Source organism: Thermocoleostomius sinensis A174 (assembly GCF_026802175.1).
GTDB classification, from domain to species: domain Bacteria; phylum Cyanobacteriota; class Cyanobacteriia; order Elainellales; family Elainellaceae; genus Thermocoleostomius; species Thermocoleostomius sinensis.
On record NZ_CP113797.1, the window covers coordinates 1,004,661 to 1,028,677 of the forward strand.

The window sequence follows — 24,017 nt, forward strand, 5'->3', positions numbered from 1 at the left end:
GGCTACAACCCAAAGCATACCCGTTAGCAGCTAGAGCAAAGTAGGCATGAAAGCAGCATGGTTAGATTACATCTCAAAACTGTTAGTAGGACTACAGTTAGGGATGACATGATAAAGCTGAGGCATACAAGATTTCTAGATGTGCATCAATTCAAAGCTGGTGAGTACAATTACTGTAGGTGAAAGTGCTGAAAACTAGGTATGCCCAGAAAAGAGATCCCTGACAGTGCCATTGAGTTAGTTGCTAAACATATCAACACAAGAAGCAACAAAAATTATAGTATTCCCGTAGTTGGGCACAAGGAGAATATAGAGACTCCCCAAATCTTTGAGATTATTTCATTCGATCAAATCGATGATAGCGATCGCCGGTTCTACGCGATTGATGGTAGCTATAACAGTGAGCAGTTTTACAACGGTTTATGTATTGCTATCTATGCGGCGGGCTATATCTGCTTTCATAGAGGTCAGCAGATCCGGATGAACTCTCTGGATGATCCAGTCATATTGGGTAAAGCGTATTATCCACAAAATATTCTAATTACCCATCAAGAACATCTAGATGTTATCTATGATGAGTTTTTAACTTTAGAACCAGTAAAAAAATTACTTGATTTTCTAGATGAGAACCCAGAAGAAATATTTCCTTATAAGAAGGAACAAATTTGCACAAATCTGTCAACGCTATTGGGATTTTGCCAAGAAGTACTAGAAATTTCACTTGTCTTAGAAATTGTCAACTTAACAGAAACAAAGCCAGGGGATTTCATTTTACGAGATGGTACGCTACGTCCCTTGCAAATTAAGCAAAAGTATTTAGTAAAACTAGGAAAATATGCTCACGAAAAAGGGGTAAAAATAATTGCTGTCACAAAGCAATCCCCCATTAAGATGGAACTTGCTTATACATTTAAGCAAATAGATAATTACCTGCAAGATCAGCTTAAACACGAGTATCCTTTTGTGGAAACAGATCCAAAACGTAAGAAGCTCTGCTGTTGGCTTGAGGTTCCTGATGTAGTTCTCAAGTCAGCATATCAAGGTGATATGTTTATCAAAAAGTCTACTCATGGAGGAAGAGGATTTGGTTTGTTTTTTGCAGCCAGATTGGACTATGTTGAAAAGCTTCAAAATTATGATTGGCTCATTGTTGATGTAAATATCTTTGATGCAATTCCACAGATTGAGTCTAACAACTCTGAGCGAGATGCTGCTGAATTAGGTTCTATATTTAAAGAATTAACCCGTCTCACTCAGGAACATTATATCCTTGGCTATCCCTATCCATTATGTGAAGTTCACAACTTCATATCATTAAAAAAGCACTTTAAGGAAGAAATTATAGCTCGCCTGAAATACTCTCTTTATAGAGATCAAAGAATGGACAATGTTGATATTGAGAATCTCTTTTTAAATATACATGAAAGGTTTTAGGAAAGACTAAATTATGGGAAAGGTTGACTTTGGTGTTCTCTACGGTCAGAAAACTACTGAAGATGCATTGCTAATTTATTCCTCTTACGAGGATGCTAAAGCCAGCCCACAAACTGGTGATTTTATAGTGCTAACCCCCAAAGATGAGGGAAACACAAAATATCTTGCAAGGGTTGAAGCTGAAATTTACGATGAAGACCCGATCTTTAAATCTCAGGATAAGACGTTAATTGCTGTGCATTATGCCCGTATTGCAGAGAGAGAGCTTTCTGAACGGGATAAGCAAAAAATGTTCAGCTATACCTACAAAGTACGAATTCTAGGCACGTTTACAGATAGTGGCTCTAAAATTTCTTTTACGACGGCTGTAAGAAAGCTGCCAGTCGTTTCGTACATTGCAAGACATCTAAATAAACGCGAAATAGAATCAATCCTCAACAAGACTAATGAAAATGGCGTTGAGATTGGATATCTTTGTGTAGGAGAAACAGTATTTGAGGATAAGGGGCCAATCCTGTTTGATATTAGAAAGCTCCGTAATAAGCGGACAATAGTTTTTGCTCAATCAGGCTTTGGCAAAACCAATCTCGTCAAGGTGCTTCTTTACCATATGACTCGCGACACATCATATGGCAAATTAATTTTCGACCTCAATGGTGAGTATTTCTTGCGCGGCACTGCCACATACGGGTTGGGCGATATTAACGAAAATCCAATTCGAGATAACGTAGTTGTATACACTGATAAAAAACTACCAGAAATTTATACGAAACAGAATAGATTTGTTTTTGGTGGCAAAGTCGCTCTCAATATGCACAAACACTTGGCAGTTGGTGACATTTTAAATTTTGGCACAGGCTTTTCTGAAGTAATGAAATCTTTTCTCCTATATCTTGATGAAGATGGAGTATCTAACTTTATTGAGAATATCGATGAGTATGTTAGAAACCCAAGCCGCCTTCATATTGATTTTTCTGACTTCTTTGGTGAGCAGAAGAAAGATTCAAAAGGCAACGTCAAGGAAGATGTTTCTGCCAGAAAAACAAGGTAGTGTTCTAGACCTGTGGATGGTGCTACATAGAAAGACCAAATTCATAACGGTTTACGAATAATCCAATGACAATGTCGTGCATCCACTCCGACTTCGAAAAACATATCGTTTTACGTGCTAATCGTTTAATCCGAGTTCGTAGTGTTAGATGTTTCCGCTCAATCTTCTGGGTGTAATGCTTGCCGATCTCATGCTGGTTCTCCGCCAATATCCGAGTGTATCCACCCCAACCATCTGTGTAGAACCGCTTAATGCCAAAGGGCATCAACAACAGCATTAACGATTCCAGCGCAGCATCGGTGTGGGGAGCCAATACATAAGCCAAAACTTCTCCAGTCCTATGGTCAATTGCATGCCACAACCAGCGTTGCTGTTTCTTGTTGCCCACAAAGCTCCACATTTCATCCATCTCGACTTCATCGACCCGCTTAACCAAAACTTCGATTGCCTTTGACTGAGATGCTTGTTTTAGCAATGTTGGGTTAACCTGCTTCAAGTGCCGGGATTTTTTTTAATTCCTCGATCACCGTTGTCGGGCTAATTTTCAGCACCCGAGCTGTATCCCGGATACCACTGCCATTGACTGCCATGTCCACAATTTGTTGTTTCACCTCTGGCAGGTAGCCTTGGTAGCAATAGTGTCGAATGAAGGTGCTACGGGAGCACTGGGGATTACGACACTTGTAGCGTTGTTTGCCCTCCTGAGATTTGCCATGTTTGACCACATCAGAGCTATTACAAGCAGGACACAAAATAGGTTCTTGAACCATAAAGCATTTGCAGGTAGAGGCAAAACTACTCTATCTCAGTTCCACAGGTCTAGAACATTACCAAAAACAATTATGGCTATTCGTAAGAGAATTCGTCATCTAATTGACGAGGGTAATTTACACTCTGGCTCTTCAAAACTTATAGAAGATGTTTTCAAGTACTTAAAACAAGGGAAAACCGTCATAATTGACTTGTCACTAAAAGATAATATGGATGCCAGTATTATTTCGACTATTCTGGTTCGTAAATTATTTGAAAGCAATAAAGAGAAATTCACCTCTGATGAGCCAGAGGAAGTTGTCAATGCTGTCATCTTTGTAGAAGAAGCTCAAAACGTTTTATCCCAAGAATTCGTTAAATCTAATGCAAATCCATTTGTCAGAGTAGCAAAGGAAGGACGTAAATTTGGACTTGGCTTAGTTGCAGTAACTCAGCGCCCTTCTGCAATTTCTGATGAGATCCGAACCCAAGCAGAAAATTTCTTTGCTTTCCACATGGGTAACTCTGATGATATTAAAGCCCTCGTAAAGTCCGATATCAACTATGATGGAGTGATCTCCAACTTCATTCAACGTGAGACGATTGCAGGTAATCTCTATATGGTTTCTTCAGATCAAGCTTTTGCCCTTCCTGTTCGAGTCACTGAATTTGAAAAGCTGGTAGGAGAGAAGGTATACCCAGAAGCTAGATTTAAAGATTGATTTAGCTTGAGGATAACAGTTAATCAATTCTCAGGCAAAACATGATGGAAGAAAAGCAAAAACAAGCTCTTAAGCGAAAGCTTCTTAAAAACCTAAGAGATTATGGAGTCATCTGGAATGAGAAAAAGCATCAAGTTATTGTTGAGGATTTTAGAGAAGTCCAGCGAAAACTAGCTGAGCGGACAAATTCAAAGGGACAAGATTATAAGAGTAAAGTTCAAAAATATCTTGCACAGTCATCAGATATAGATATATCTAAAATTAGTCCTTATCTTGTTATGGTTGAGTCTAGAGACGAACATCAACGTCTTTGGGCTTATGCTACATCCCATTGGTCTGTCCCTGTTACGGTCGGCTATGGCAGACGTGTTCGATATTTCGTCTTTGATCATCAGAATGATAAACTCATTGGTATTGTCGGTCTTTGTGATCCTGTTATTGGTTTGGGTGTTAGAGGGTGTTTGAAAAGATTTGAGGTGTCAAATTTATGCCAACCGCCTCACCATAATCCGAATCATGGCAAGGTAGATCAAGGTTTCTGATGTCTCTGGTAATAATTCATAGTCTCTGACCAACCGTCTGCATCCCATTAGCCAACCAAAAGTTCGTTCTACCACCCACCTCTTTTTGAGCAAGCTAAAGCCTTTGGTTTGCTCAGGTCGCAGTACAACTTGCACAATCCAACGACAAACATCCATCACCCACATCAGAAAAGGGGCGCCATCGAACCCGCCGTCTACCCAAATGGTGATTAAGCGTGAAACCTTTTTCTTCATCCGTTTGACTCGTTTGAGGACACGTTTGCCCCCTTCGCGTTCCCCCAGGTTTGCCGCACTCACAAACACCCGCAAAACCAGTCCTAACGTATCCACCGTTAAAAATCGTTTGCGTCCTGTAATCAGCTTGCCTCCATCAAAGCCAACTTGTTGATGAACTCCTGCTGCACTCTTGATGCTTTGGCTATCGATGATCGCTTCTGATGGACTAGGATAGCGTTGCGCATCGATGCGAACCCACTGGTGCAACTGGTCATGAATGGAAATCCAGGTGCCGTCCAATCGCCAGTTGCGGAAGTACGTGTACACCGTCTGCCAGGCTGGGAAATCACCAGGTAAAGAACGCCAACGACAGCCTTCAACCAGAACATAGAGCATGGCATTGAGCACCTCCCACAGGTCAACGCTGCGAGGACGACCACCTGGCTTTGCTGCTGGAATTAATTCACTCAAAACCTCATATTGGGCGCGGGTTAGGTTACTGGGATATGCTTTACTCATCTGACTCACTCAGGGCTGTAGATATTTGCTATTCGCAGCCTACACTGAGTGAGCTTTTTTACGACCTTCCTGGCTTCTCAAACACCCTCTTAGAGACGATAAATCTATTGGATGGACGAAAGAGCAAAAGATGCAGCGCTTATACAACTGCATGACCGCTTATATTCTTGGGGCAATACCACCTTACAATTGCATACTTGCCTCTAAGTTGGTTGCCCTTACTTTAATGTTTCCAAAAGTTCGCAAGGACTTTTATCAAAAATATAAAGATAGTCCTTCTATCATTTCTGGTAAAAATAAAAAATCCCATCTTATTTATATCGACACTCTGGGGGCGTTTGGAAAATCTGCGATTTATAATCGGCTGCTTAACTGGGAATTCATAGACTATACCAAAGGACAGAGCCATCTACATATAACAGCTAATGGTAGTTGGGAGCTTATTAGGCAAGTTGTCTCAGAAGATGCCTTTGAAACCTATGAATTTGGTCAAGGGCCAAATTGGAAAATGCGTACCTTGAGAAAAGCTTTACATGAACTTGGCTTATCAGAAGAAATGCTGAGTATTGGATGGCAGCGAGGTTACTACCGTTGCCCACTAGCCGAGAACTGGCAAGAGTATCTACTAGGAGATACCAACCGGGTAGTTTGGAAAAGCTTTAGCCAGACGGATTTAGTGAGTTACTGGCACGAAAGGTGGGTCACTCCTAGACTTGATAATTTGCAAACCAGACTGGAGTTGTACCCTGACCAATAAGAGTCTGACATATACTTGGTTTATGCCCAAACTAGACATTATCCACAATGCCGTAAAAAATGCACTGATTAAGGATGGATGGCTGGTTACAGATGATCCTTACGTCATTCAATACCGCAGAACCGTGCTGTATGCTGATCTGGGTGCTGAGCGTCCAATTGCAGTTGAACGAAATGGGCAGAAGCTAGTTGTGGAGGTAAAAAGCTTTGTTGGAGCATCTAAGATACAAGATTTGAAAGAGGCTCTCGGTCAGTATGACATATACCGCTATCTTTTAGAGGAAATAGCCCCAGACCGTAAGTTGTACGTTGCCGTCAACAAAGTTGCATACAATACCTTTTTTACTCAAGATGTGACTCAACTCATTCTCAATAAACATCGACTTCCCATCATTGTTGTAGATATAGAAATGGAGGAAATTTTGCAATGGATAAATTGACTGAGTATCCAAAGCTAATTCAGCGCATTTTGACTGAGTACGTGGAGTTGAGTAAACGTCACCCTAATCCAGACATTGAAACGTTTTTGATTGTAGATGAGGCTAAAGCCAACTATATCTGGATGAACCTTGGTTGGCAGAATGGGGAACGTATTGCTGGGATGACAGTCTATGTTCGGATTCGGGATGGTAAATTCTGGATCGAAGAAGATTGGACTGAAAACGGTATTGCGACTGATTTAATTCGCGAAGGTGTTCCCAAAGAAGATATCGTGTTGGCATTCCATGAGCCTAAGATGAGGCAGTATACGGAGTTTGCTGTAGCATCGTAGTAGCGGCGCAGGCTAACACTGCGTTGGTGCGGACGGGCGAGAGATCTTGGTGAGAGTTCGAGGTTATCTGCCGCCGCACAACTTCACCGTTATGCTGCTTAGCTTTGGTAGGGGCGTAGCTGAAAGCTTTTCTGTTCGTATCCAAAGTTAAAGCTGAAAGTCTTAAGTTAGAGGGTGTTTGAAAAGATTTGAGGTGTCAAATTTATGCCAACCGCCTCACCATAATCCGAATCATGGCAAGGTAGATCAAGGTTTCTGATGTCTCTGGTAATAATTCATAGTCTCTGACCAACCGTCTGCATCCCATTAGCCAACCAAAAGTTCGTTCTACCACCCACCTCTTTTTGAGCAAGCTAAAGCCTTTGGTTTGCTCAGGTCGCAGTACAACTTGCACAATCCAACGACAAACATCCATCACCCACATCAGAAAAGGGGCGCCATCGAACCCGCCGTCTACCCAAATGGTGATTAAGCGTGAAACCTTTTTCTTCATCCGTTTGACTCGTTTGAGGACACGTTTGCCCCCTTCGCGTTCCCCCAGGTTTGCCGCACTCACAAACACCCGCAAAACCAGTCCTAACGTATCCACCGTTAAAAATCGTTTGCGTCCTGTAATCAGCTTGCCTCCATCAAAGCCAACTTGTTGATGAACTCCTGCTGCACTCTTGATGCTTTGGCTATCGATGATCGCTTCTGATGGACTAGGATAGCGTTGCGCATCGATGCGAACCCACTGGTGCAACTGGTCATGAATGGAAATCCAGGTGCCGTCCAATCGCCAGTTGCGGAAGTACGTGTACACCGTCTGCCAGGCTGGGAAATCACCAGGTAAAGAACGCCAACGACAGCCTTCAACCAGAACATAGAGCATGGCATTGAGCACCTCCCACAGGTCAACGCTGCGAGGACGACCACCTGGCTTTGCTGCTGGAATTAATTCACTCAAAACCTCATATTGGGCGCGGGTTAGGTTACTGGGATATGCTTTACTCATCTGACTCACTCAGGGCTGTAGATATTTGCTATTCGCAGCCTACACTGAGTGAGCTTTTTTACGACCTTCCTGGCTTCTCAAACACCCTCTTAATTACCTGTCTAGATATCACAAGATAAACTGTTACAAAAAGGGAGTATATAATGTCTCTTTTAGTGAATTAATGAAAATTATAGGAGTGTCAATAGGAGTAGAAGTAGGTGCGACTCTTACGAAATCAGTCATGATAAGTATTGCCAATAAAATTCTTGTTCAGGGTAAACGCGTCAAAATCGAGGGACAAACTATGCCTCATCCAACGCTAGGAGTGGGGTGAGAATTTGCACCATAAACTGCTCATCCAGTCCGGCTTTGTAGCGTTTCATCGCCAAACTGCCCTTTGAGGTATCTTGGCGCAACAAGTTGAGGGCAAACCGTCGCAGGACGCTGAAGTTGCGAGGGGCATGATCTTGACGAATGCGAGAAGCATCTTCGTTGAAGACGACATCAAGACACCAATGCAGTTGGTTCTCAATGCCCCAATGTGCGCGAATATAGCGAGCAAAAGTAGCCTCATCAACGGCAAGGGAACTGAGGAAATAGCGGGTTTCTAAGGAGTCCTTGTTCCAGAGCCGACGCTTTGATTGCACAACGACCAAGCTTTGTAACCCTGCCCAATCTTGGCATTGCCATAGGTTTCGATGGCAACCCAACTGTCTACACCCGCTAGAACAGCAAACAAGGCAATCGCCAGGATATCGAGCAATTGATGGGCACGGGTGCGTTCGACTCTAGGGTCAGCAATCTCACCAAAGCATTGTTCCAGGCAGACAAGCTCTCTCGGCCAACAATTGGAGGCATAAGGGAGGGGAAGGCTCTCTATCTTACACCCCTGTCTACTCTCGTTTAGATGCATTTACCCTGCGCCTAATACCGAAGCTTGGAAATTTTTTGAGCCTGAAGAGCCGATTTGATACCTGTGCAAAACTACAACAGGAGCAACGAAAAACGGATGAACGCTTAATTGTATTTTGTCGGTCAATGACAGATGAGCCTGGCTGCCTGACAGAAGTGGTTAAAAGCTAATAGCAGTGGGATGCGTACAAAAAGGTAGAGAGCATGAGAGGCTAAAGTTACCACACCAAAGCCGAGCATCATGACAAACTCTACCCACCTGTATGGTCAATTATTCGCCTTCCTGCGTCAATACAGTCATGCCCGTGATCTGCGCCATCTCAAAGCATTGGCATGCAGGGTGAGTGCCTTGCTCTGTAGTGGAGAACTGAGCTTGAGTGCCTGGGAACCTTATGTGCAATGTGTCAGGCAGTCAGGATTATTGGTTAGTTCTATCGATCAATCGATCAATGGTTTCAGGTACTTGCCCAGCCTCGCGCTTTTGTAGATTCATGTGTGACATCATGGGCAAGCCTTTTCACCGCCATGATATTTGAGCAACGGGTTGTAATCTTTCGCGACAAAATTGCAGCATATGCAGTACATATAGCAAGTTGAATAGCACAACAATCGAGTTGATTAAACATCTATAAATACTTGCAAACTCCCTTCATATCAGTTTCATATTTTATTGCTCTACGATGGAAAACAAATTATTTTAATCACTCTCGAACCCTTTGCGCTATGTTCAACGATGACTCTCAAATTAGTCGTGTTGAAGTTGCGATCAATGTTTTAAACCGAGCTAAACAGCAATTAAACGAGCATGACTATGCTTCTGCACAAGTTATGGTCGCTCTTGCCAGACAAGTGTTAGAGGATCTGCAACTCAACTTCGATCTTCATTTTCAAGCTGAAACCATGCTTGAACAGCTTTTGAGGCAATTTCCAAGGTGAACAAGCATTTTGAACCAGATTGTTCCCTTGTTTCAGTAAAGGGAACGTTATTCATGTTTAGTAAATCGATTCTGTTGATTGAGCATGAGCCTACAATTGGTGAAGTTTTATGTAGCTGCTTGAGTGAATTTGGCGGTTGGGGGATCACGCTATCAAACTCAATTCAAGAGGGGGTTGATTTATGTACGATGACTCATCCTGATGTCATCTTGCTGGATGCATCGATTTCAGAAACCGATGCGCTGATTTTTGTTGAACAGTTGAAGTGCCATTCTGTAGCTCAATCAATTCCTATTGTGCTCATTACAGCTAGAGCTAGTTGGTTTACCAAAAATCAACTTCAACAAATGGGATTTGCCGGAGCTATTACTAAACCGTTTAATCCTTCTACCTTGCCGACTCAGATATCTCATTTATTGGGATGGAATGATTAAAACTTGCAATGTTTCTATTGCAGAAGTTAGCTCATTTCAAAGCTAAAAACATTGAACGTAGCTAAAGCATAGCTAACTGGAATATCTCGTAACCAATAACTAATTGAGGAGAGCGTTATGTCAACATTAACTGTTTGGAAATTCAACACATCCGACGGTGCAGATAAGGCCCTAACTAAGTTAGAAAATTTGCAAAAACAGCAGCTAATTCAGGTGTTGGATGCGGCGATCGCGTCTTGGCCCCAAGGTCGCAAGCGCCCCAAAACCTATCAAGCCATGAATACCGTAGGAGCAGGTGCATTAGGTGGGGCATTCTGGGGCATGTTATTTGGATTGATTTTTTTCGTTCCATTATTAGGAATGATTGTGGGTGCAACAGCAGGTGCACTATCGGGTAAGTTTACGGACTATGGCATCAATGATGATTTCATCAAAGAGTTGCAGAATAAGGTAACAGAAGGAACGTCTGCGTTGTTTTTGCTCACGGGGCAAGTGACCCTAGATAAGGTCGAGGCAGCCTTCACAGCCGAAGAAAAGGGTGAACTGATTCAATCCAATCTATCGGCCGAGCAAGAAGCTAAGCTGCGGGAGGACTTTGGCGCTGAGTTAGATGCTGAATTAGATACCGAGAAGCAACCGACGTAGCAGTGCATTGATTGTAGGATTTCGTCATTTATCAGAAATGTTGCATTATGTCCCCCCTCGTAGGCGCACCATCAGAGGTCCATCGTACTTAGGTGCGATCGTTCCGTTGCTTTCGTTAGTTATTTGCTTCTGCGAGCAAAAACCACTGGTCTTATGTTTGCAACCGCGATTGTGGCAGCCGTCGGGTTAAATAGTGTGACGGCCGATCAATTCATTGTGCCAGTGATGCCTGCCCGTAATAACTAGAACCACAGATTGAACGTGTTTGACCTTGAATCAACATCAATCAAACGGAGTTGTCATGACTGTTGCTACTGATCCTGTTGCTACTAATCAAACCTCTGTTGCTTATGGCGTTCACTCAGAAGTAGGCAAACTGCGCAAGGTAATGGTTGTTCACCGGGTTTGGCCCATTCTCGTTTGACCCCCTCCAACTGCGATTGATTTTTAGCCGATCGTATCGTTTCTTGTTCTCTTTCCAACTCATTTGGATCGTTTTTTGAAAGTAGTCGTAGCTGATATGAACATTAAAAAAATCATGCTCTCAATATTGTCCTTGTGATTGGTTTGACAATTCCCATTGCTCTGTTCAAAGGAGAGACAAAGCAGTTAAAGGAAGCAGGAGCACTGACTGACGCCGAGTTTCAACTTGCCAAAGCCAGACTGTTGAGTTAGTTGTATTTGTCTTCGTTTCTAAATGTAACGGGAAGGAAAACTGCTTAGGTATCGCTAGGGATATCAACGGTAAGATGAGTGAGTGTGTAAGAGTGTGTAACGCTGACCCAGCTTTACAAATCGACAAATCGTCAGAGTTATCAGGAGTATGCACTATGAGTACTGAGTCGAAACCAGGCGCTTTGGTTATCATTGGCGGCGCCGAAGATCGAGACGGTGATTGTATTGTCTTGCGAGAATTTGTTCGAGCGGCAGGCGGTGTTAATGCTCGCATTGCCGTCATGACAGCGGCTACTAGTTTACCGAAAGAGGTGGGAGAAGATTATATTCGCGTCTTTGAGCGGCTAGGAGCAGCGTCGGTGGATGCAATTCATACCGAACATCGCGATGATTCGGAGCGGGAAGCTTCGATTCGCATCGTTGAAGAAGCGACAGGAATTTTCTTTACAGGCGGCGACCAGTCGCGGATTGTGGATTTCATTCGAGGCACTTCTCTGGACAAGGTCATTCACAAGCGGCATCAACAAGGCACCGTGATTGGGGGTACCAGTGCTGGGGCTGCTATGATGCCTGATGAGATGATTGTAGGTGGCGCGTCGGTTGCCAACCCTAGTGTCGATGCGGTCAGCATGGGGCCGGGAATGGGCTTTTTGCCCGGTATTGTAATCGATCAACATTTTGCCCAGCGGGGACGGTTGGGGCGTCTCCTGGCGGCGCTGGTGTTGCAACCGGCCGTATTGGGATTGGGCATTGACGAAGACACGGGTATCATTGTCAACGGTGATGAGTTTGAAGTAGTTGGGCAAGGTAGTGTCACCGTTGTCGATGAAACGACTGCAACCCACAATAATCTGGAGGGCTTATTGAAAGACGAGCCGATCGCTCTGTGTGGCGTCAAGCTACACATTCTGCCGCATGGCTATCGGTTTAATCTGAAAACACACCAACCGCTGGTGTGATATTCATCGGGTGTAGTATTCATTTTGAACCGTGGACTTGCTGATGAGTGAAAGGGGATGAACGATCGTTTGTTCCCAAAATAGTTGATTGTATTGAAGGTAGAATGCGAGCGTGAATTATGACAACTCTAATTGATACCGCAGCAGTGACTTCAGTGCAGACAACTTACACAGGCGATCGGCTCCAGGGCGTCTCGGTAATCAGTGAATTAAATGTGAACGATTTGGGAGTGGGAAAGCACCGCTTTTTCTTTCAGGGCGTACAGATGGGAACAGGACAACACTGGTATTTGCCAGTCGTGGTGGCAAAGGGTGCACCGGGCAAACGCATCGTCCTGACGGCCGGTGTACATGGCGATGAGTTGAGTCCGGTGAATGCGTTGCAACGCATCATGGCACAACTTGACCCGTTGCAAATGACAGGTACGGTGATGGCAGTCTACGATCTCTCTCGTCCAGCGAAGGAATATACTCAGCGGAATTGGCCGATCGCGCAGAAGGGCGGAGCCTTAATTGACCTGAACCGAGTTTGGCCCGGTGATGAAGCGGGTGATCATCCTCCCATCCGTCATGCTGGGTTATTGTGGAACCGACTGTTCCAACCGAATGTGGATGTGGCGCTTGACTTTCATACCGCCTCAACCGGAGGCGACTTCACCATGTTCATCTTTGCTGATTTCCGCAACCCAGAAACTCGTCAACTTGCAGAGTTGTTTCCAGTCGAGCAGATCAAAAATGATCCGGGGGAAGGTGGCTCTTTGGAACTGGCGTTTGCGCAAGCAGGCATTCCGGTAATGACGATCGAAATTGGTGGCCCTCGAGTTTTTGATGCCCGCAAGATTGCCATGGCGATTGAAGGCAGCCTGAATGTGCTGAAGCACTATCAGGTGATTGAGGGTTCGATCGGTCGCACCTCCAGAGAGGCAGGAACATTCTTCGGGGATGAGATGGAAACCATTCGCGCGACTACAGGTGGCTATCTAGAAATGCTGGTGGATCTAAAAGACAAGGTGACACCAGGACAAACAGTGGCAATTCAGCGCAATTCCTTTGGTGACATTGTGGCAGAGTACACTGTCAGTGTAGCGGGGGAAGTGGCGACAATTGCACGTGATGCTTTGACAGAACCTGGTTCCCGTATCCTTCAGATTTTGTACAATCGTGCGAACTCAACAGTGACTTGACTGTTCACCTCTTGACTGTATCTTGGCTGATACACACACGCTAAAAACGATTTCAATTCAGGTGAGTGCTATGACAACAGATTTTCAATCGGAAACCAATATCAGAAAATCGATCGGTTGGGTAATTGCTCTCAGTATTGTGCTAATCATTCTAGGAATTGTAGCCATTCTGTTACCAGGCATTGCTTCTGCGTTTTTCACTTCTGTGATTGGCTGGATTACGCTATTCAGCGGAGTTGTCATGGTTGTGCAGGCGTTTCAGTCGCGTCCTCTGCGAGGGTTTTGGCTGAATCTGTTGGTAGGTCTTTTCTATGTCATTGCCGGAATTTACATTGTCTTGAATGTTGGCACCGCCGTTCTGGCGTTGACTTTCGCTTTTGGTGTCTTGTTCATCGTTGAAGGAATTTTCACAATCATCATGGCGTTCACCAATCGAGCAGGCAGTCGCGCTTCTTGGTTGGTGGCTTTAAACGGTATCGTTACCCTGATTTTAGGAATTATGGTGCTCAATCGCTTTCCCTCTAGTGCCATTTGGTTGATTGGATTATACGTAGGCATCAGTTTGCTGATGAGCGGCGTTTCGCTGCTGACAGCGGCGTTGGTGGCACGACGAACCGTGACCCATTACTAGTAACATATTATCGTGATACCTTATTGAAGGCTGAGTTGACCATCAATCGTTCAGGTAGACAATGCCTACACTGCATTGCTAGTTTCGGCTGTGTTACCCATGAACTATGCCGATCGGTCACTGAAAAATAACTGGAGACTAAATTCTAGAGATCCAGCGATGAAACGCGATCGAGTTTTTGGCGAAATTTATACGATCGATCAAGATACCGGACTTTACATGATCGAGATTGCGCTGGATCAATATGGAGATATCTTCAACGAATGGGACCCTGCCCCCTTTAAACGTCGCGCTCTCGATCCTGACTTAGAGCTTTATTTAGAAGGAAGTTCTGAAGAAATTCCGCTGCGTCATCCAGTGGAGTTGTATTTTCTCCTGCCCAAGGGCAGTCGAGATGAACGGCTTGAAGAAGAAACACGACACGGTCTAAAGAACAGTTTTATCTTCAAACGATACCTACTCCGAAAAGAATTGGAGAAGACCAATACCCAGATGCTGCGCTGTGTTGTTCTCGGTTTTGCATTTTTGGCTTTTGGAACGTTGTCGTCAGAGCAGTTGGGGGAAGGATTACTGTCCTTGCTGTCGGAGGCGCTATTGATTGGAGGATGGGTGTTTTTGTGGGAAGCCGTTTCTCTGTTCTTCTTTACAAATCGTGAGCTATATCATCGTTACCAACTATACAGACGGTTGCAGAATGCTCCCGTGATCTTTCGAGAAACCGAAGAATCTTAAGTTTTACAGTAGATCTATGAGACAAGCGATAGAACAGTGACCGTTATTGCTAATCTTGATTGTATCAATCCTGGGATTTTTGGATGACCGCTGTTGCCCTACCTGTGGTTCCCTCTAACTTCAACAGTTTGGCTCTATGGCTAGTTTTATATGTTCAAACTACTTGACTCGGAAACGGCTAATCCATCTCCTCATCAAATTGCTCGTTCTCTGCGATGGCTGGGGTGGAGCGGTTTTTGGTTACAAGCTCTGTTGGGGTTTATTCCAATTCTAGTGGTCGTCACAAGAACACTGTTTGGGCCAGGACAGCAGCCACGCGGACCTTCTTTCGGAATTGGATTATCCATCGCTTGTCTGATTTGCCTGGTTTTCAGCATTTACTGGTGCTTTCGCTATACCCTATTAGGGCATAAAATGGAAAACCGAGATCTGCGTCCTGCCAAAGCTCAGGTGAAACGCGATCTAAAGCTGGGGTTATTGATCAATTTGGGAATTATGGCGATCGCCATCCTCATTGCTCTGGTGCGTGTTGGTTCGTTAACCTTCCGGATGCTGACGCTGCCACAAGGTTCAACGGTGATTACTCCTAATCAGATTGGAACCACCGTCGCCCAAGGCGCGTTGATTACGCCATCCAACATGATTGCCATTCAAGCCATGATTAATGCCATTGCGGCTGGTTTAGTGGGGGTCGTGGTAGCTTTGTTGCTGCTGCGTCAGGTGGGGCAACACCGCAGCGCTCAAGATTGAGGATTGGTCAAGTTTAAGTCGAGACGGCATGATGGCTGTCCTGAAAACCGCTGTTTTTAATCTGTGGGTTCGTTTCTCAAACGTTGTTTTCGCGCTAAGGAATTATAAGGTAACAATGATGACATGGTTGAGACGTTCGATCGTCACTGGATTCGCAGGACTGAGCTTTTTGATGACCGATGCCATCTTCTCTCCGGTTCAGGCAACACAGCAATTGTTCTGCACGGGGCGCATGACGAACGGCTGGGCATATACGGCGGAGTTTTTGGATGGACGGTTCACTCAAATTCGTTGGGAGCGTTCGGGACAGCCGCCACAAGTATCGCAACTGACCTTTGCTTCCACCAACGCCCTAGGACAACCTATCTATCGCGGATCACTGATGGCGGCCGTAGCAGTGACGCTGGTGGATCTGTCGGCAGGAGATGTGCGCCCTAGCTCAGAAATCTCAGTTGGCGTGGAAGAGTGGGGTTGGTCGAGAGGAACCTGTGGACTCTCCAGCACAGGCCCGGGTGGGGGGACAGGGTCGTCCGGTTCGGTGGCTGCCCTGCGCCAAGATTTGCTGGGGGTAGATGCTACGCGGGCCCGGGAATGGCTCAGACAAAATGATTTCTTTTTCACTCAGACCATTGAGCAAACTACAACCCGTGTGGTGGAGCAATGGCATCGGGACACCGATCGCGCCATTGTGCAGGTTATTTTCAACAATAGTGTCGTCTCGGATGTTGTACAAATGCGCTAAAGCTAGGGATTGAATCAGTTAGCGAACGAATATCCTCCCGGTAAAGTCTATGTCTTTTGTCACACTCGATCGTATTTGGGAAGTCCTGGGCTGGGTCTTTGGATTGAACGGTGAGGTGTTCAGAGAAGTCGCCGCTGCTCCTAGAGGAGGACTGTTGGCGCTGCTTGTGGTGTTGTTGGCTGGGCTGTCGCTAGCGATCGGTCAAAGCATTATTTTATTTATTAATCGGGTGAAACCGATCCGCTTTGTCTTCAGCCTATTCATTAGCGCTATTCTCTATCTGTTCGAAGTACTGTTTCTGGTCTTTAGTACTTGGTTAATTGGTCTGCTGCCGCGATCGGTTCAGTTACCATTACCTACGCTGTTTATTGTTCTGGGACTCAGCTATGCACCGCTGCTGTTCAGCTTTCTGGGAGCGTTGCCGTATCTAGGGTTTCCCTTATTGAGAATTCTATCAATCTGGCACTTGTTGGCCATGGTGGTCGGCTTCAGTGCAGTAACCAATCTTGGCATGAGTTCAGCGTTTGGCTATGTCGCGTTCGGCTGGTTTGTCAAAGAACTATTGGGAAACACAATTGGACAACCGCTCTCTCAGCTAGGACGGCGTTTGGCTGAACGAGTGGCCGGAGGACATCTGGCACTACATCGGAAGGAACTAACTGAAATTCTGCAATCTGGCTTTGACACTCGATTTTTTACCGGTACTACCGTAGCGGCTCCATCCGTTCAACTAGACATCGCAACGCCCGATCGCCAAGCCTCGATTTCAACGTCACAGTCTGCTGAATCTTTGTTTGCGAACGCCTCAGTGGGTGCCGCCACCCTGCCAATGGACGCTCTCAACCCTGACGAACCGATCGCAGCGCCACCTCGAACCCCAGCCATTCCGCAATCCATTCGCTTGGGCATCATGTTACTAGGCATGGTGCTGTTGTTTCTGGTGATTGCCCTGCTGTTGCGCCCCGTTCGCCTCAGCTTATTTAGCTGGTACGACAGCTTGCCATGGGTGTTGCGTCGAGTGTTGGATCTATCGTGGATTGGATTCGTGGCACTCGTGTTTGCGGGGCTATTAGCTCCCCTAGAAACCTTGGGCTGGTGGGCTGGTTGGTACAACGACGATTTAGATACTACCCGCTCTCGACCGACAACCTCAGCTCAGTTATCTCGTCAGAATCACGATTCAGACTCTCCGTCTCGCTATGTTGTTTATGTGGATGGTGTGGGTCAATCCAGCGACGCTTATACGCCCGATGTAGCAGAATTTGTCGAAGCACTTCAGGAGGTTTTGCCAGACGATGTGGAGTTCATCCAGGGGTTAATGATGTACTCGGTGTTCAACAAACCCCTCAATCAAGATCGACCGCTGGCCTGGCTGTGGCGATTGGCAGACAAAATGCGTTGGGAAAACCCGACGGCGCTGTTGGGTTTTATGGTGAATGTCCGCAATGCCTGGATTGTAGCAATCTCTGCGGACAAACGTTATGGCCCAATTTACAACCAGGGAATCGCTCAAGTGCTCTACAACGGGCTGCTGAACCGGGGCTATCAGCCAGGCGGCGGCATTCCCATTACCCTAATTGGCTACAGTGGCGGTGCGCAGATGTCGATCGCGGCGGCTCCTTATCTCAAGCGCGTGTTGGGCAGTGAAATTGACGTGATCTCCTTGGGAGGCGTCATGAGTGCCAATATCAATGTATTGAAATTGGGGCATCTTTACCATCTAGTGGGCACCAAAGATGGAGTAGCGAAGCTAGGGCCGTTGCTGTTTCCGGGACGACGCCAATGGTTTCCGTTGTCCTATTGGAACCGAGCCATGCGCAAGGGCAAAATCAGCGAGATTGCGTTGGGCCCAGTGGGACATCAGGTCCCCGGCGGCATTATGGACCCTCACGCCTTACTGCCTACGGGTGAAAGCCATTTGCAACATACGATCGCCCTGATTCTGTCCATTCTGGACGGTCGGCTGCTGGATACTGTCCCTCAACCGCATCGCAAACTCAGCAATTATGAACTGTATAAGCAGGCCGACTTTAACAACCACACCTACTATCCCCTGATGCAGACCGTGAATGCCCACTGGTATCGCCCGATCGCACCGTGGATGGGACGATTGATTTTACCGCAACCATCGGAACGACGACTGGTGCGTGGTGTCTGGTTAGAAGTGCATCATGCCGATCGAGGTTATGAGAATCTGGTGGGGCAACGAGTGATGCTGCGTTGGGCCGACGAGCCGAGGGTGAAAAACTTGGTGCGGGCTGTCACTCAAGACGTGCACTTCAGTGTTGATGCTACCTATTCCAGTCAATACGACGGCACAATTCATCCAGAACGACTCAACCATTGGCAGCAGGTGGGGCCCTTAGAATCGCTGGCGGGGTCTCATCCCACCGATGATTTGATCGTGATGTTGACGGGAACCGTAGACGTTCAGGCAGCCAGTAGCACCGATCGCTCCTCCCTTCCCACCCTCTACATTCGCCACCAACCGATCGAAATCACGGGACGCTATTACGGACTGGTGCGGTTTGAAGCGCCGATTGCCAACACCGATCGGTTTCAGGTCAGCCATTTCAACACTATTTCTCGTCAGTTTGATGGTGGGCAAGAAGTGGTGCGATTGCCGCCAGTCGTCCAGGCAAAGAATTACGGTAGTTTTCCTTCAACCACCCACCAGCTAGAGCAAAGCCCGCTCAATGAGACAGGTTGGTATATCTATGGCGCTCAGGATGCCAATGGGGAGTTTGTGGTGCAGTCGTTGGCTCCCCGATCGCTGTTTCGGCTCCAACCCGATCGCGTTGTGTTTGGCAGTCAAGCATCCTATCGCTATATTCGACGGGAATCTTGGGCCGATGTAGTGGCGCAGAAGGGCAGAATTTCGTCAGTGCTGTGTGTGGGCGGCCGCAAACCCAGCCAGGAACGCTCCGATTCTATTCAGGCCGCGATTGATGAGTGGCAAGTGGGCGATCGGGCGCTGTTGCTGCATGTCTATGGCGGCATTGGCGGCAATAATAAGGAACCAGCGGCGGCTACCCCAATCTTCTTTGGCCATTTTTCCTATGGGCTGGCCACAGTGATTCATGATCCAATTAGCGATGAACGACGGTTTGATATTTGCTATTACCAGGTGTACTCCCACAACACCGATGGACTGACGGCGGGAACGCTGCACTGGTCACGGTATATGGGCGATCGGCAATTTGGGTGGGTGGGAACGCGCCCGGTTTGCGATATTTTGATCAAATTTGACCCCTTCACGGGCGAGTTTGATATCAACGGCGATCGGCGATCGGCACTGACAACGATGGTGAAGCAACTGGAAGCGATGACGGCTCGCTATCGAATTGGCGATGGCACGGGGGCAACCTATGTTGGACCGGCGAATAATTGTGCTCAAGATTCCAACCAAGCCCTATTTGCTAGCCTGCGTACACTGTCGCAGATGATCGATGCCAATCAACCTCTGTTGCAAACTTGGCTAACTCATCAACCCGACCAAGTTCAGCGCTATCAACAGCTTTTGCAAATAAAAACCAAACTGTATCAACGCTTGCAGCCGTTTGGTTCGCCCCGCACCGATTGGGAAAGTAATGAGTTTAATTTGGGTAGGAGTTTAGAAGATGAACCGCTCCGCAACTTAATCACGGGCTTGGGCAGTTGGCGCACCCTGTTGCCGCGTAAGTCCAGTGATATGGTAGTTCAAGTTTTTCTAGAGCAGGGGGCATCGGTTTGGGTACTGCGCACGAACCAAGTTGGAGGTTACGATCCAGACATTGAGCCGATTTCACCGATGACGATTTAGTCAATGATAAACCGATCATTCGATCGTTAGTTCCTCAGTCAGTGCTATACATGTGTTCATTTAGGAATCAAATTGTTGTGTCATCAACAATTCCAGTTTGAGCAGCCACCGTGCCTTCTTCCTTTCTTTCTCAATCCTGGAAATCATTCAATAACTCCATTCTTCTATGCTACCTGTCATTGTTTAGCTGCGGCCGGGTTACGATTTTATTCATCAATTACTTCCACAGCACAATTGCCCTGAAGGTATCAGATTGCTCCAACGTTTCAGCTATCTCCTGTTCCCCACTCCCAACTTCCGACTCCCGACTATAACGAATTCATACACTGCTGCACCTTTTCCAGCAGCGGCGGATGCTCAATTTGCTCTACCAATTTTTGTGCAGTGGAGTAACACGATCGGGCAAGTTTCTTTTGACGACGGCTACGATACAGGCTGCCCATATTCAGCAGCGTTGTAATTTCACCGAGCCGATCGCCCAACTCTTGGTGAATGCTGATGGCTTGTTTATAGAACTTCAGCGCTTGCCGTTGCTCAGACAGCAGGCTGTACATATAGCCCATGTTGTGAAGCGTCGTGGCTTCCCCAGCGCGATCGTTCAAAACCCGGCGAGTTAGCAACACCTGATGATAGAGCAAAAGCGCCTGTCTGGGTTTGCCCAAATCGCTATACACCGACGCAATGTTATTGAGCGTAATGGCCTCTCCCGCCAAATTTTTAACTGCCTGCTGAATCGGCAGCGCCGCCTGAAAAAACTCTAGCGCTTGCTCAAACTGCCCAAGGGTGCTGTAGGCAAAGCCAATACCATTGAGCGTGGTAGCTTCCCCCGAAAAATCACCCAACAAGCGCCGCATTTCCAAGATTTGACTCTGCAACAACAGTGCTCGCTTTGGCTCCCCCAGTTTGGTATAAATCAGAGCCACATCATTCAGAGTGGAAATTTCGCCTTCGGTATCTTGCAAGGCTCTAAACATCGGCAGGGCTTCGTTAAAATAAGCCAACGCTTGCGAGAATTGACCGAGGCGGCTGTAGGCAGAGCCAATATTGCTGAGGGTAATTGCTTCAGCCCGCTGATTGTTCAGTTCTTTTGCCAACTCTAAGGCTTGCTCAAAACAGTCTAGGGCTGGTTGTATTTGCCAACAGCTAAGGTAAGCTAAACCAACGTCGTTGAGTGCTCGGCCTTCTCTACCGCGATCGGGCAACGTTCTGGCTAAAAGCAAATTTTCAATGGCGTGATCAAGATATTCTTGGAATCGCCCTTGCTTATAGCAGTGGTTGGCCTCGCTGCGACGTTGCTCCCATTCCTCAATGCGGTTAAAAGACAGTGTCATCTTACCTCAGTTAAGTTAGCGCTAAATTTGCAGGACGCTCCAAGGGGTAGTTCAAACTGGTGTGTGAAGAATCCTGCAATAGATTAACCAACATTCTCTACCTTTCGGTACAAGACGTAAATAGAAAATCATGCATCTTTTAACCTATTTTTAATTTGTATTAACGGAATAATTCCCATTGGCTTAACTTGCCGCTCTATGCTCAAACATTTGTCACGCAAATCAAATATTTGTCACACAAAACGTGTTAAACAGTGAAAATGTGTTAAATATCGATCCTAAATCTAAGTAGACTAGTCGAAATTTAACGTCAAGGTGCAAGAGCACTAGGCATGGCTGAATCGAGCTACGAATCGGACTTCCTCTCCCTTCCCCTCCCCCTCTCCCAATTGGCGAGGAAGCGATCCGGCTCTCTGCTCTTGGAGGAAGAAGGGGCAGGGATGCGGGCAACTCCAACGTGAATACAGCCACACCAAGCACTGATGACGCTGTCCACCAATTTCGTTGATGTCCGATCGCAGTTAGGGATTACAAGCAAACCCAAGAATGAAAACTCAGTACTATACAGCCACTAGCCTTGACGGATTCATCGCAACCGAAGATGATTCATTGGACTGGCTGTTTTCGCTTGGCGACCTGACTAACTCTAGCTACCCAGCGTTCATTGCCGAGGTCGGTGCCTTGGTTATGGGAGCGTCCACCTACGAGTGGATTGTTCGCAATGCCGATCAGGTTGCTGCCGAAACCGGAGCCGCGTGGCCCTACACTCAGCCTGTCTGGGTATTCACCAGTCGTAAGCTCCCGCTCATCGAGGGTGCAATCATTCGATTTGTCAAAGGAGATGTGCAACCAATTCACAAGGAAATGCGGGAGGCGGCGGCAGGCAAAAACATCTGGATCGTGGGAGGGGGTGACTTGGCCGGACAATTCTACGATGCTGGGCTTTTGGATGAGCTAATCGTCCAGATTGGGTCGGCTACTCTGGGCAGAGGAAAGCAATTGTTTCCGCGGCGGGTGCTGAGTCCAACTTTACGTCTGGTGTCGGTTCGTCAAATGGGCGCTGGTATGGCCGAACTTCGTTATGACGTGAGTAAAACCCAGGGTAGATAAACCCATGTGGATAAAACTATCCAGAGAGCGATGCCTCGTTGTTTGCTGTTGCCCATGATAAGAGACTAACGATAGAAACTATTAGCCGTCCCTTGGGCGATCGAACTTTTATCATGTTTAAGCAATCGGGTGTCGTTCCATACCGTTTCCAGCAAGGCAGGCTTGAGTTGTTATTAATCACCTCGTCTAAGCGCAAGCGCTGGGGCATTCCCAAGGGATGGATCGAGCCGTGGATGAGTGCAGCCGAATCAGCCGCGAAAGAAGCCCGCGAAGAGGCAGGCGTATTAGGAAAGGTGCAGTTACCGGCGATTGGGTTTTATGAGCACCGCAAATTAGGAGTACCTTGTCGTGTCGAAGTATTTCTGATGCGAGTAGACACGGTCCTTGAAACTTGGGATGAAGCCGATCGACGGCAGCGAGAATGGGTTAGCCTTGCCAAAGCCATGAAACGGGTGAAACAAACAGAATTACAGCAACTCTTGCAACGCATGCACCGGTTAGACGAGCGTTACACCTTGATGGCGTGATGAAGGTTGCTCGATGTAGTGATAAAAGGGGATGGGCTTAAGTTAGTTTTTCTCACCTTCAATGCGATCGACACAAGGACTGTTCTGTCCAGCCTGGTATTGCAGCAAGTCTCCAGGCTGACAGTTGAGAGTTGCACACAATTTGTCTAGTGCTTGCAGCGTCAAGGATTTCGCTTGCCCATATTCAATTTTTTGCAGATTTTGCAGTGTCATTCCTGCGGACTGAGCCAGCTTGTTTTGGGATAGCCCGCGCTGCTCTCGAACTTGCTTAAGGGTAATCTTCACCACCATACTGCTGTTCTACGCTACACAACACTTCAATGCACCACCGTTATTCCCTCTTCGCCAATTAACAACCAACTCGTAGTTGGTAAATTTTTGGCCAGATCAGCTTTTGTTTAGTACAATAGTACTATATTGAGTGTACAACGATGAGAGTACATCCAGCGCGATTTGTTGGTGCATTGCGGTGCGCCACTCATCGGGCATCGATTCGGTTTCTAATAAAAACCCGCCTCTATCTAACGCTCAGCAAGCAACCTAGACAGAAGCGGGAAATCCATTCCAAAAAGGATAGTTCCAATGGTAAATCAAACTCCGGATCTTTTAACTCCTTACGAAGCAAATTGTCACACTGAGATATCTACAGTGCTGGTGCTGGCTAGCGATTTGCAGGAGGGGCAACAGGTTCTTTATCACGGCACGCGGTTAAAAGTTCGTCGCGTGATTCCAGCTTTTACGCGATCGCAAGCTTGTCATGTGCATTTAGTTCCGCTGAACTGGCAACCGCCCACTGGGGTGAGTCAGCAATTAGCCGATCGAGAAGAAGCGGCTGTACTGATACGGGTAGCTTGCCCGGTGCTGAAACCATTTCAGGTAGTGGCTGAATCACTTCATTCAGCGCGTTAA

25 protein-coding genes and 3 pseudogenes are annotated in these 24,017 nt (G+C 46.5%); 21 read left to right on the forward strand and 7 right to left on the reverse strand.

Annotation, left to right across the window (positions count from 1 at the left end):
• Positions 1-201: 201 nt before the first annotated feature.
• Together OXH18_RS04405 and OXH18_RS04410 are read left to right on the forward strand one after the other, a co-directional pair.
• Positions 202-1,434 (forward strand): DNA double-strand break repair nuclease NurA, encoded by a 1,233-nt coding sequence (locus OXH18_RS04405; protein ID WP_268611204.1) that lies wholly within the window; start codon positions 202-204, stop codon positions 1,432-1,434.
• Positions 1,435-1,447: 13 nt separating this feature from the next.
• Positions 1,448-2,485, forward strand: coding sequence for a helicase HerA domain-containing protein (locus tag OXH18_RS04410; RefSeq protein WP_268611205.1), 1,038 nt, complete (start codon positions 1,448-1,450; stop codon positions 2,483-2,485).
• Positions 2,486-2,507: 22 nt separating this feature from the next.
• Here the strand turns inward: OXH18_RS04410 and OXH18_RS25600 are convergent.
• A protein-coding gene (locus OXH18_RS25600; RefSeq protein WP_449369399.1) for an IS1 family transposase occupies positions 2,508-3,255 on the reverse strand; the annotation gives its coding sequence in 2 pieces (ribosomal slippage) (positions 2,508-2,982 and positions 2,981-3,255; 750 coding nt in all).
• Between the two features lie 72 nt (positions 3,256-3,327).
• Between OXH18_RS25600 and OXH18_RS04420 the strand changes: the two genes are divergently transcribed.
• Together OXH18_RS04420 and OXH18_RS04425 are read left to right on the forward strand one after the other, a co-directional pair.
• Complete coding sequence (locus OXH18_RS04420; protein WP_268611206.1) at positions 3,328-3,957, forward strand: ATP-binding protein; 630 nt, start codon at positions 3,328-3,330, stop codon at positions 3,955-3,957.
• 41 nt (positions 3,958-3,998) lie between these two features.
• Positions 3,999-4,499 carry a Druantia anti-phage system protein DruA gene (locus OXH18_RS04425; protein ID WP_268611207.1) on the forward strand — a complete coding sequence of 167 codons (501 nt, stop codon included), beginning with the start codon at positions 3,999-4,001 and terminating at the stop codon, positions 4,497-4,499.
• Here OXH18_RS04425 and OXH18_RS04430 read toward each other — a convergent pair.
• Positions 4,443-5,234 (reverse strand): IS5 family transposase, encoded by a 792-nt coding sequence (locus OXH18_RS04430; protein ID WP_268607476.1) that lies wholly within the window; start codon positions 5,232-5,234, stop codon positions 4,443-4,445. The two genes, OXH18_RS04425 and OXH18_RS04430, sit on opposite strands and share 57 nt — an antisense overlap.
• A gap of 130 nt (positions 5,235-5,364) precedes the next feature.
• Between OXH18_RS04430 and OXH18_RS04435 the strand changes: the two genes are divergently transcribed.
• Genes OXH18_RS04435 through OXH18_RS04445 form a run of 3 tightly spaced genes read left to right on the forward strand, consistent with a single transcriptional unit; the run spans position 5,365 to position 6,762 of the window.
• The gene (locus tag OXH18_RS04435) at positions 5,365-5,991 is read left to right on the forward strand and encodes a Druantia anti-phage system protein DruA (RefSeq protein WP_268611208.1); all 627 of its coding nucleotides are present in this window, start codon (positions 5,365-5,367) and stop codon (positions 5,989-5,991) included.
• A 22-nt stretch (positions 5,992-6,013) separates the two neighbouring features.
• Entirely contained in the window at positions 6,014-6,430 is a 417-nt protein-coding gene (locus tag OXH18_RS04440) for a XisH family protein (RefSeq protein WP_268611209.1), read from the forward strand.
• Positions 6,418-6,762: a XisI protein gene (locus OXH18_RS04445; protein WP_268611210.1), complete on the forward strand. Its 345-nt coding sequence runs from the start codon at positions 6,418-6,420 to the stop codon at positions 6,760-6,762. The genes OXH18_RS04440 and OXH18_RS04445 overlap by 13 nt, the downstream gene beginning before the upstream one ends.
• Positions 6,763-6,964: 202 nt before the next feature.
• On the opposite strand, the gene OXH18_RS04450 is transcribed toward OXH18_RS04445, so the two are convergent.
• The 3 genes and pseudogenes from OXH18_RS04450 to OXH18_RS25445 all read right to left on the reverse strand — a co-directional run bounded on the left by OXH18_RS04450 (position 6,965) and on the right by OXH18_RS25445 (position 8,651).
• Positions 6,965-7,756 carry an IS5 family transposase gene (locus tag OXH18_RS04450; RefSeq protein WP_268607476.1) on the reverse strand — a complete coding sequence of 264 codons (792 nt, stop codon included), beginning with the start codon at positions 7,754-7,756 and terminating at the stop codon, positions 6,965-6,967.
• A 284-nt stretch (positions 7,757-8,040) separates the two neighbouring features.
• Positions 8,041-8,424, reverse strand: a pseudogene (locus OXH18_RS04455) (ISAs1 family transposase); the annotation flags it as partial.
• The gene (locus OXH18_RS25445) at positions 8,346-8,651 is read right to left on the reverse strand and encodes a transposase family protein (protein ID WP_390904349.1); all 306 of its coding nucleotides are present in this window, start codon (positions 8,649-8,651) and stop codon (positions 8,346-8,348) included. The gene OXH18_RS25445 and the pseudogene OXH18_RS04455, both read right to left, overlap by 79 nt.
• 722 nt (positions 8,652-9,373) lie before the next feature.
• Between OXH18_RS25445 and OXH18_RS04460 the strand changes: the two genes are divergently transcribed.
• The 11 genes and pseudogenes from OXH18_RS04460 (at position 9,374) to OXH18_RS04510 (ending at position 20,140) form a co-directional block, all read left to right on the forward strand.
• On the forward strand, positions 9,374-9,586 hold the full coding sequence (locus OXH18_RS04460; protein ID WP_268611211.1) for a hypothetical protein: 213 nt from the start codon (positions 9,374-9,376) through the stop codon (positions 9,584-9,586).
• Between the two features lie 53 nt (positions 9,587-9,639).
• On the forward strand, positions 9,640-10,020 hold the full coding sequence (locus OXH18_RS04465; protein WP_268611212.1) for a response regulator: 381 nt from the start codon (positions 9,640-9,642) through the stop codon (positions 10,018-10,020).
• 117 nt (positions 10,021-10,137) lie between these two features.
• Positions 10,138-10,665: a DUF1269 domain-containing protein gene (locus OXH18_RS04470; RefSeq protein ID WP_268611213.1), complete on the forward strand. Its 528-nt coding sequence runs from the start codon at positions 10,138-10,140 to the stop codon at positions 10,663-10,665.
• Positions 10,666-10,966: 301 nt separating this feature from the next.
• Positions 10,967-11,106, forward strand: a pseudogene (locus OXH18_RS04475) (arginine deiminase); the annotation flags it as partial.
• A 389-nt stretch (positions 11,107-11,495) separates the two neighbouring features.
• Positions 11,496-12,299, forward strand: a complete 804-nt coding sequence (locus OXH18_RS04480; protein ID WP_268611215.1) for a cyanophycinase — start codon at positions 11,496-11,498, stop codon at positions 12,297-12,299.
• 119 nt (positions 12,300-12,418) lie between these two features.
• On the forward strand, positions 12,419-13,483 hold the full coding sequence (locus OXH18_RS04485) for a M14 family metallopeptidase (protein ID WP_268611216.1): 1,065 nt from the start codon (positions 12,419-12,421) through the stop codon (positions 13,481-13,483).
• A gap of 70 nt (positions 13,484-13,553) precedes the next feature.
• A complete protein-coding gene (locus OXH18_RS04490) occupies positions 13,554-14,114 on the forward strand; it encodes an HdeD family acid-resistance protein (RefSeq protein ID WP_268611217.1) in 561 nt (186 codons plus the stop codon).
• A 159-nt stretch (positions 14,115-14,273) separates the two neighbouring features.
• Complete coding sequence (locus tag OXH18_RS04495; RefSeq protein WP_268611218.1) at positions 14,274-14,846, forward strand: hypothetical protein; 573 nt, start codon at positions 14,274-14,276, stop codon at positions 14,844-14,846.
• A gap of 150 nt (positions 14,847-14,996) precedes the next feature.
• The gene (locus OXH18_RS04500; RefSeq protein ID WP_268611219.1) at positions 14,997-15,596 is read left to right on the forward strand and encodes a DUF3611 family protein; all 600 of its coding nucleotides are present in this window, start codon (positions 14,997-14,999) and stop codon (positions 15,594-15,596) included.
• Between the two features lie 202 nt (positions 15,597-15,798).
• Positions 15,799-16,098, forward strand: a pseudogene (locus OXH18_RS25265) (hypothetical protein); the annotation flags it as partial.
• A 289-nt stretch (positions 16,099-16,387) separates the two neighbouring features.
• Entirely contained in the window at positions 16,388-20,140 is a 3,753-nt protein-coding gene (locus OXH18_RS04510; RefSeq protein WP_268611221.1) for a CAAX protease, read from the forward strand.
• A gap of 308 nt (positions 20,141-20,448) precedes the next feature.
• On the opposite strand, the gene OXH18_RS04515 is transcribed toward OXH18_RS04510, so the two are convergent.
• Positions 20,449-21,471, reverse strand: coding sequence for a tetratricopeptide repeat protein (locus OXH18_RS04515; protein WP_268611222.1), 1,023 nt, complete (start codon positions 21,469-21,471; stop codon positions 20,449-20,451).
• Between the two features lie 546 nt (positions 21,472-22,017).
• On the opposite strand from OXH18_RS04515, the gene OXH18_RS04520 reads away from it, so the two are divergent.
• Both OXH18_RS04520 and OXH18_RS04525 read left to right on the forward strand, forming a co-directional pair.
• The gene (locus tag OXH18_RS04520; RefSeq protein ID WP_268611223.1) at positions 22,018-22,581 is read left to right on the forward strand and encodes a dihydrofolate reductase family protein; all 564 of its coding nucleotides are present in this window, start codon (positions 22,018-22,020) and stop codon (positions 22,579-22,581) included.
• 113 nt (positions 22,582-22,694) lie between these two features.
• Positions 22,695-23,108 carry an NUDIX hydrolase gene (locus tag OXH18_RS04525; protein ID WP_268611224.1) on the forward strand — a complete coding sequence of 138 codons (414 nt, stop codon included), beginning with the start codon at positions 22,695-22,697 and terminating at the stop codon, positions 23,106-23,108.
• A 42-nt stretch (positions 23,109-23,150) separates the two neighbouring features.
• On the opposite strand, the gene OXH18_RS04530 is transcribed toward OXH18_RS04525, so the two are convergent.
• The gene (locus tag OXH18_RS04530; protein WP_390904350.1) at positions 23,151-23,393 is read right to left on the reverse strand and encodes a helix-turn-helix domain-containing protein; all 243 of its coding nucleotides are present in this window, start codon (positions 23,391-23,393) and stop codon (positions 23,151-23,153) included.
• 297 nt (positions 23,394-23,690) lie between these two features.
• On the opposite strand from OXH18_RS04530, the gene OXH18_RS04535 reads away from it, so the two are divergent.
• Positions 23,691-24,017 carry a hypothetical protein gene (locus tag OXH18_RS04535; protein WP_268611226.1) on the forward strand — a complete coding sequence of 109 codons (327 nt, stop codon included), beginning with the start codon at positions 23,691-23,693 and terminating at the stop codon, positions 24,015-24,017.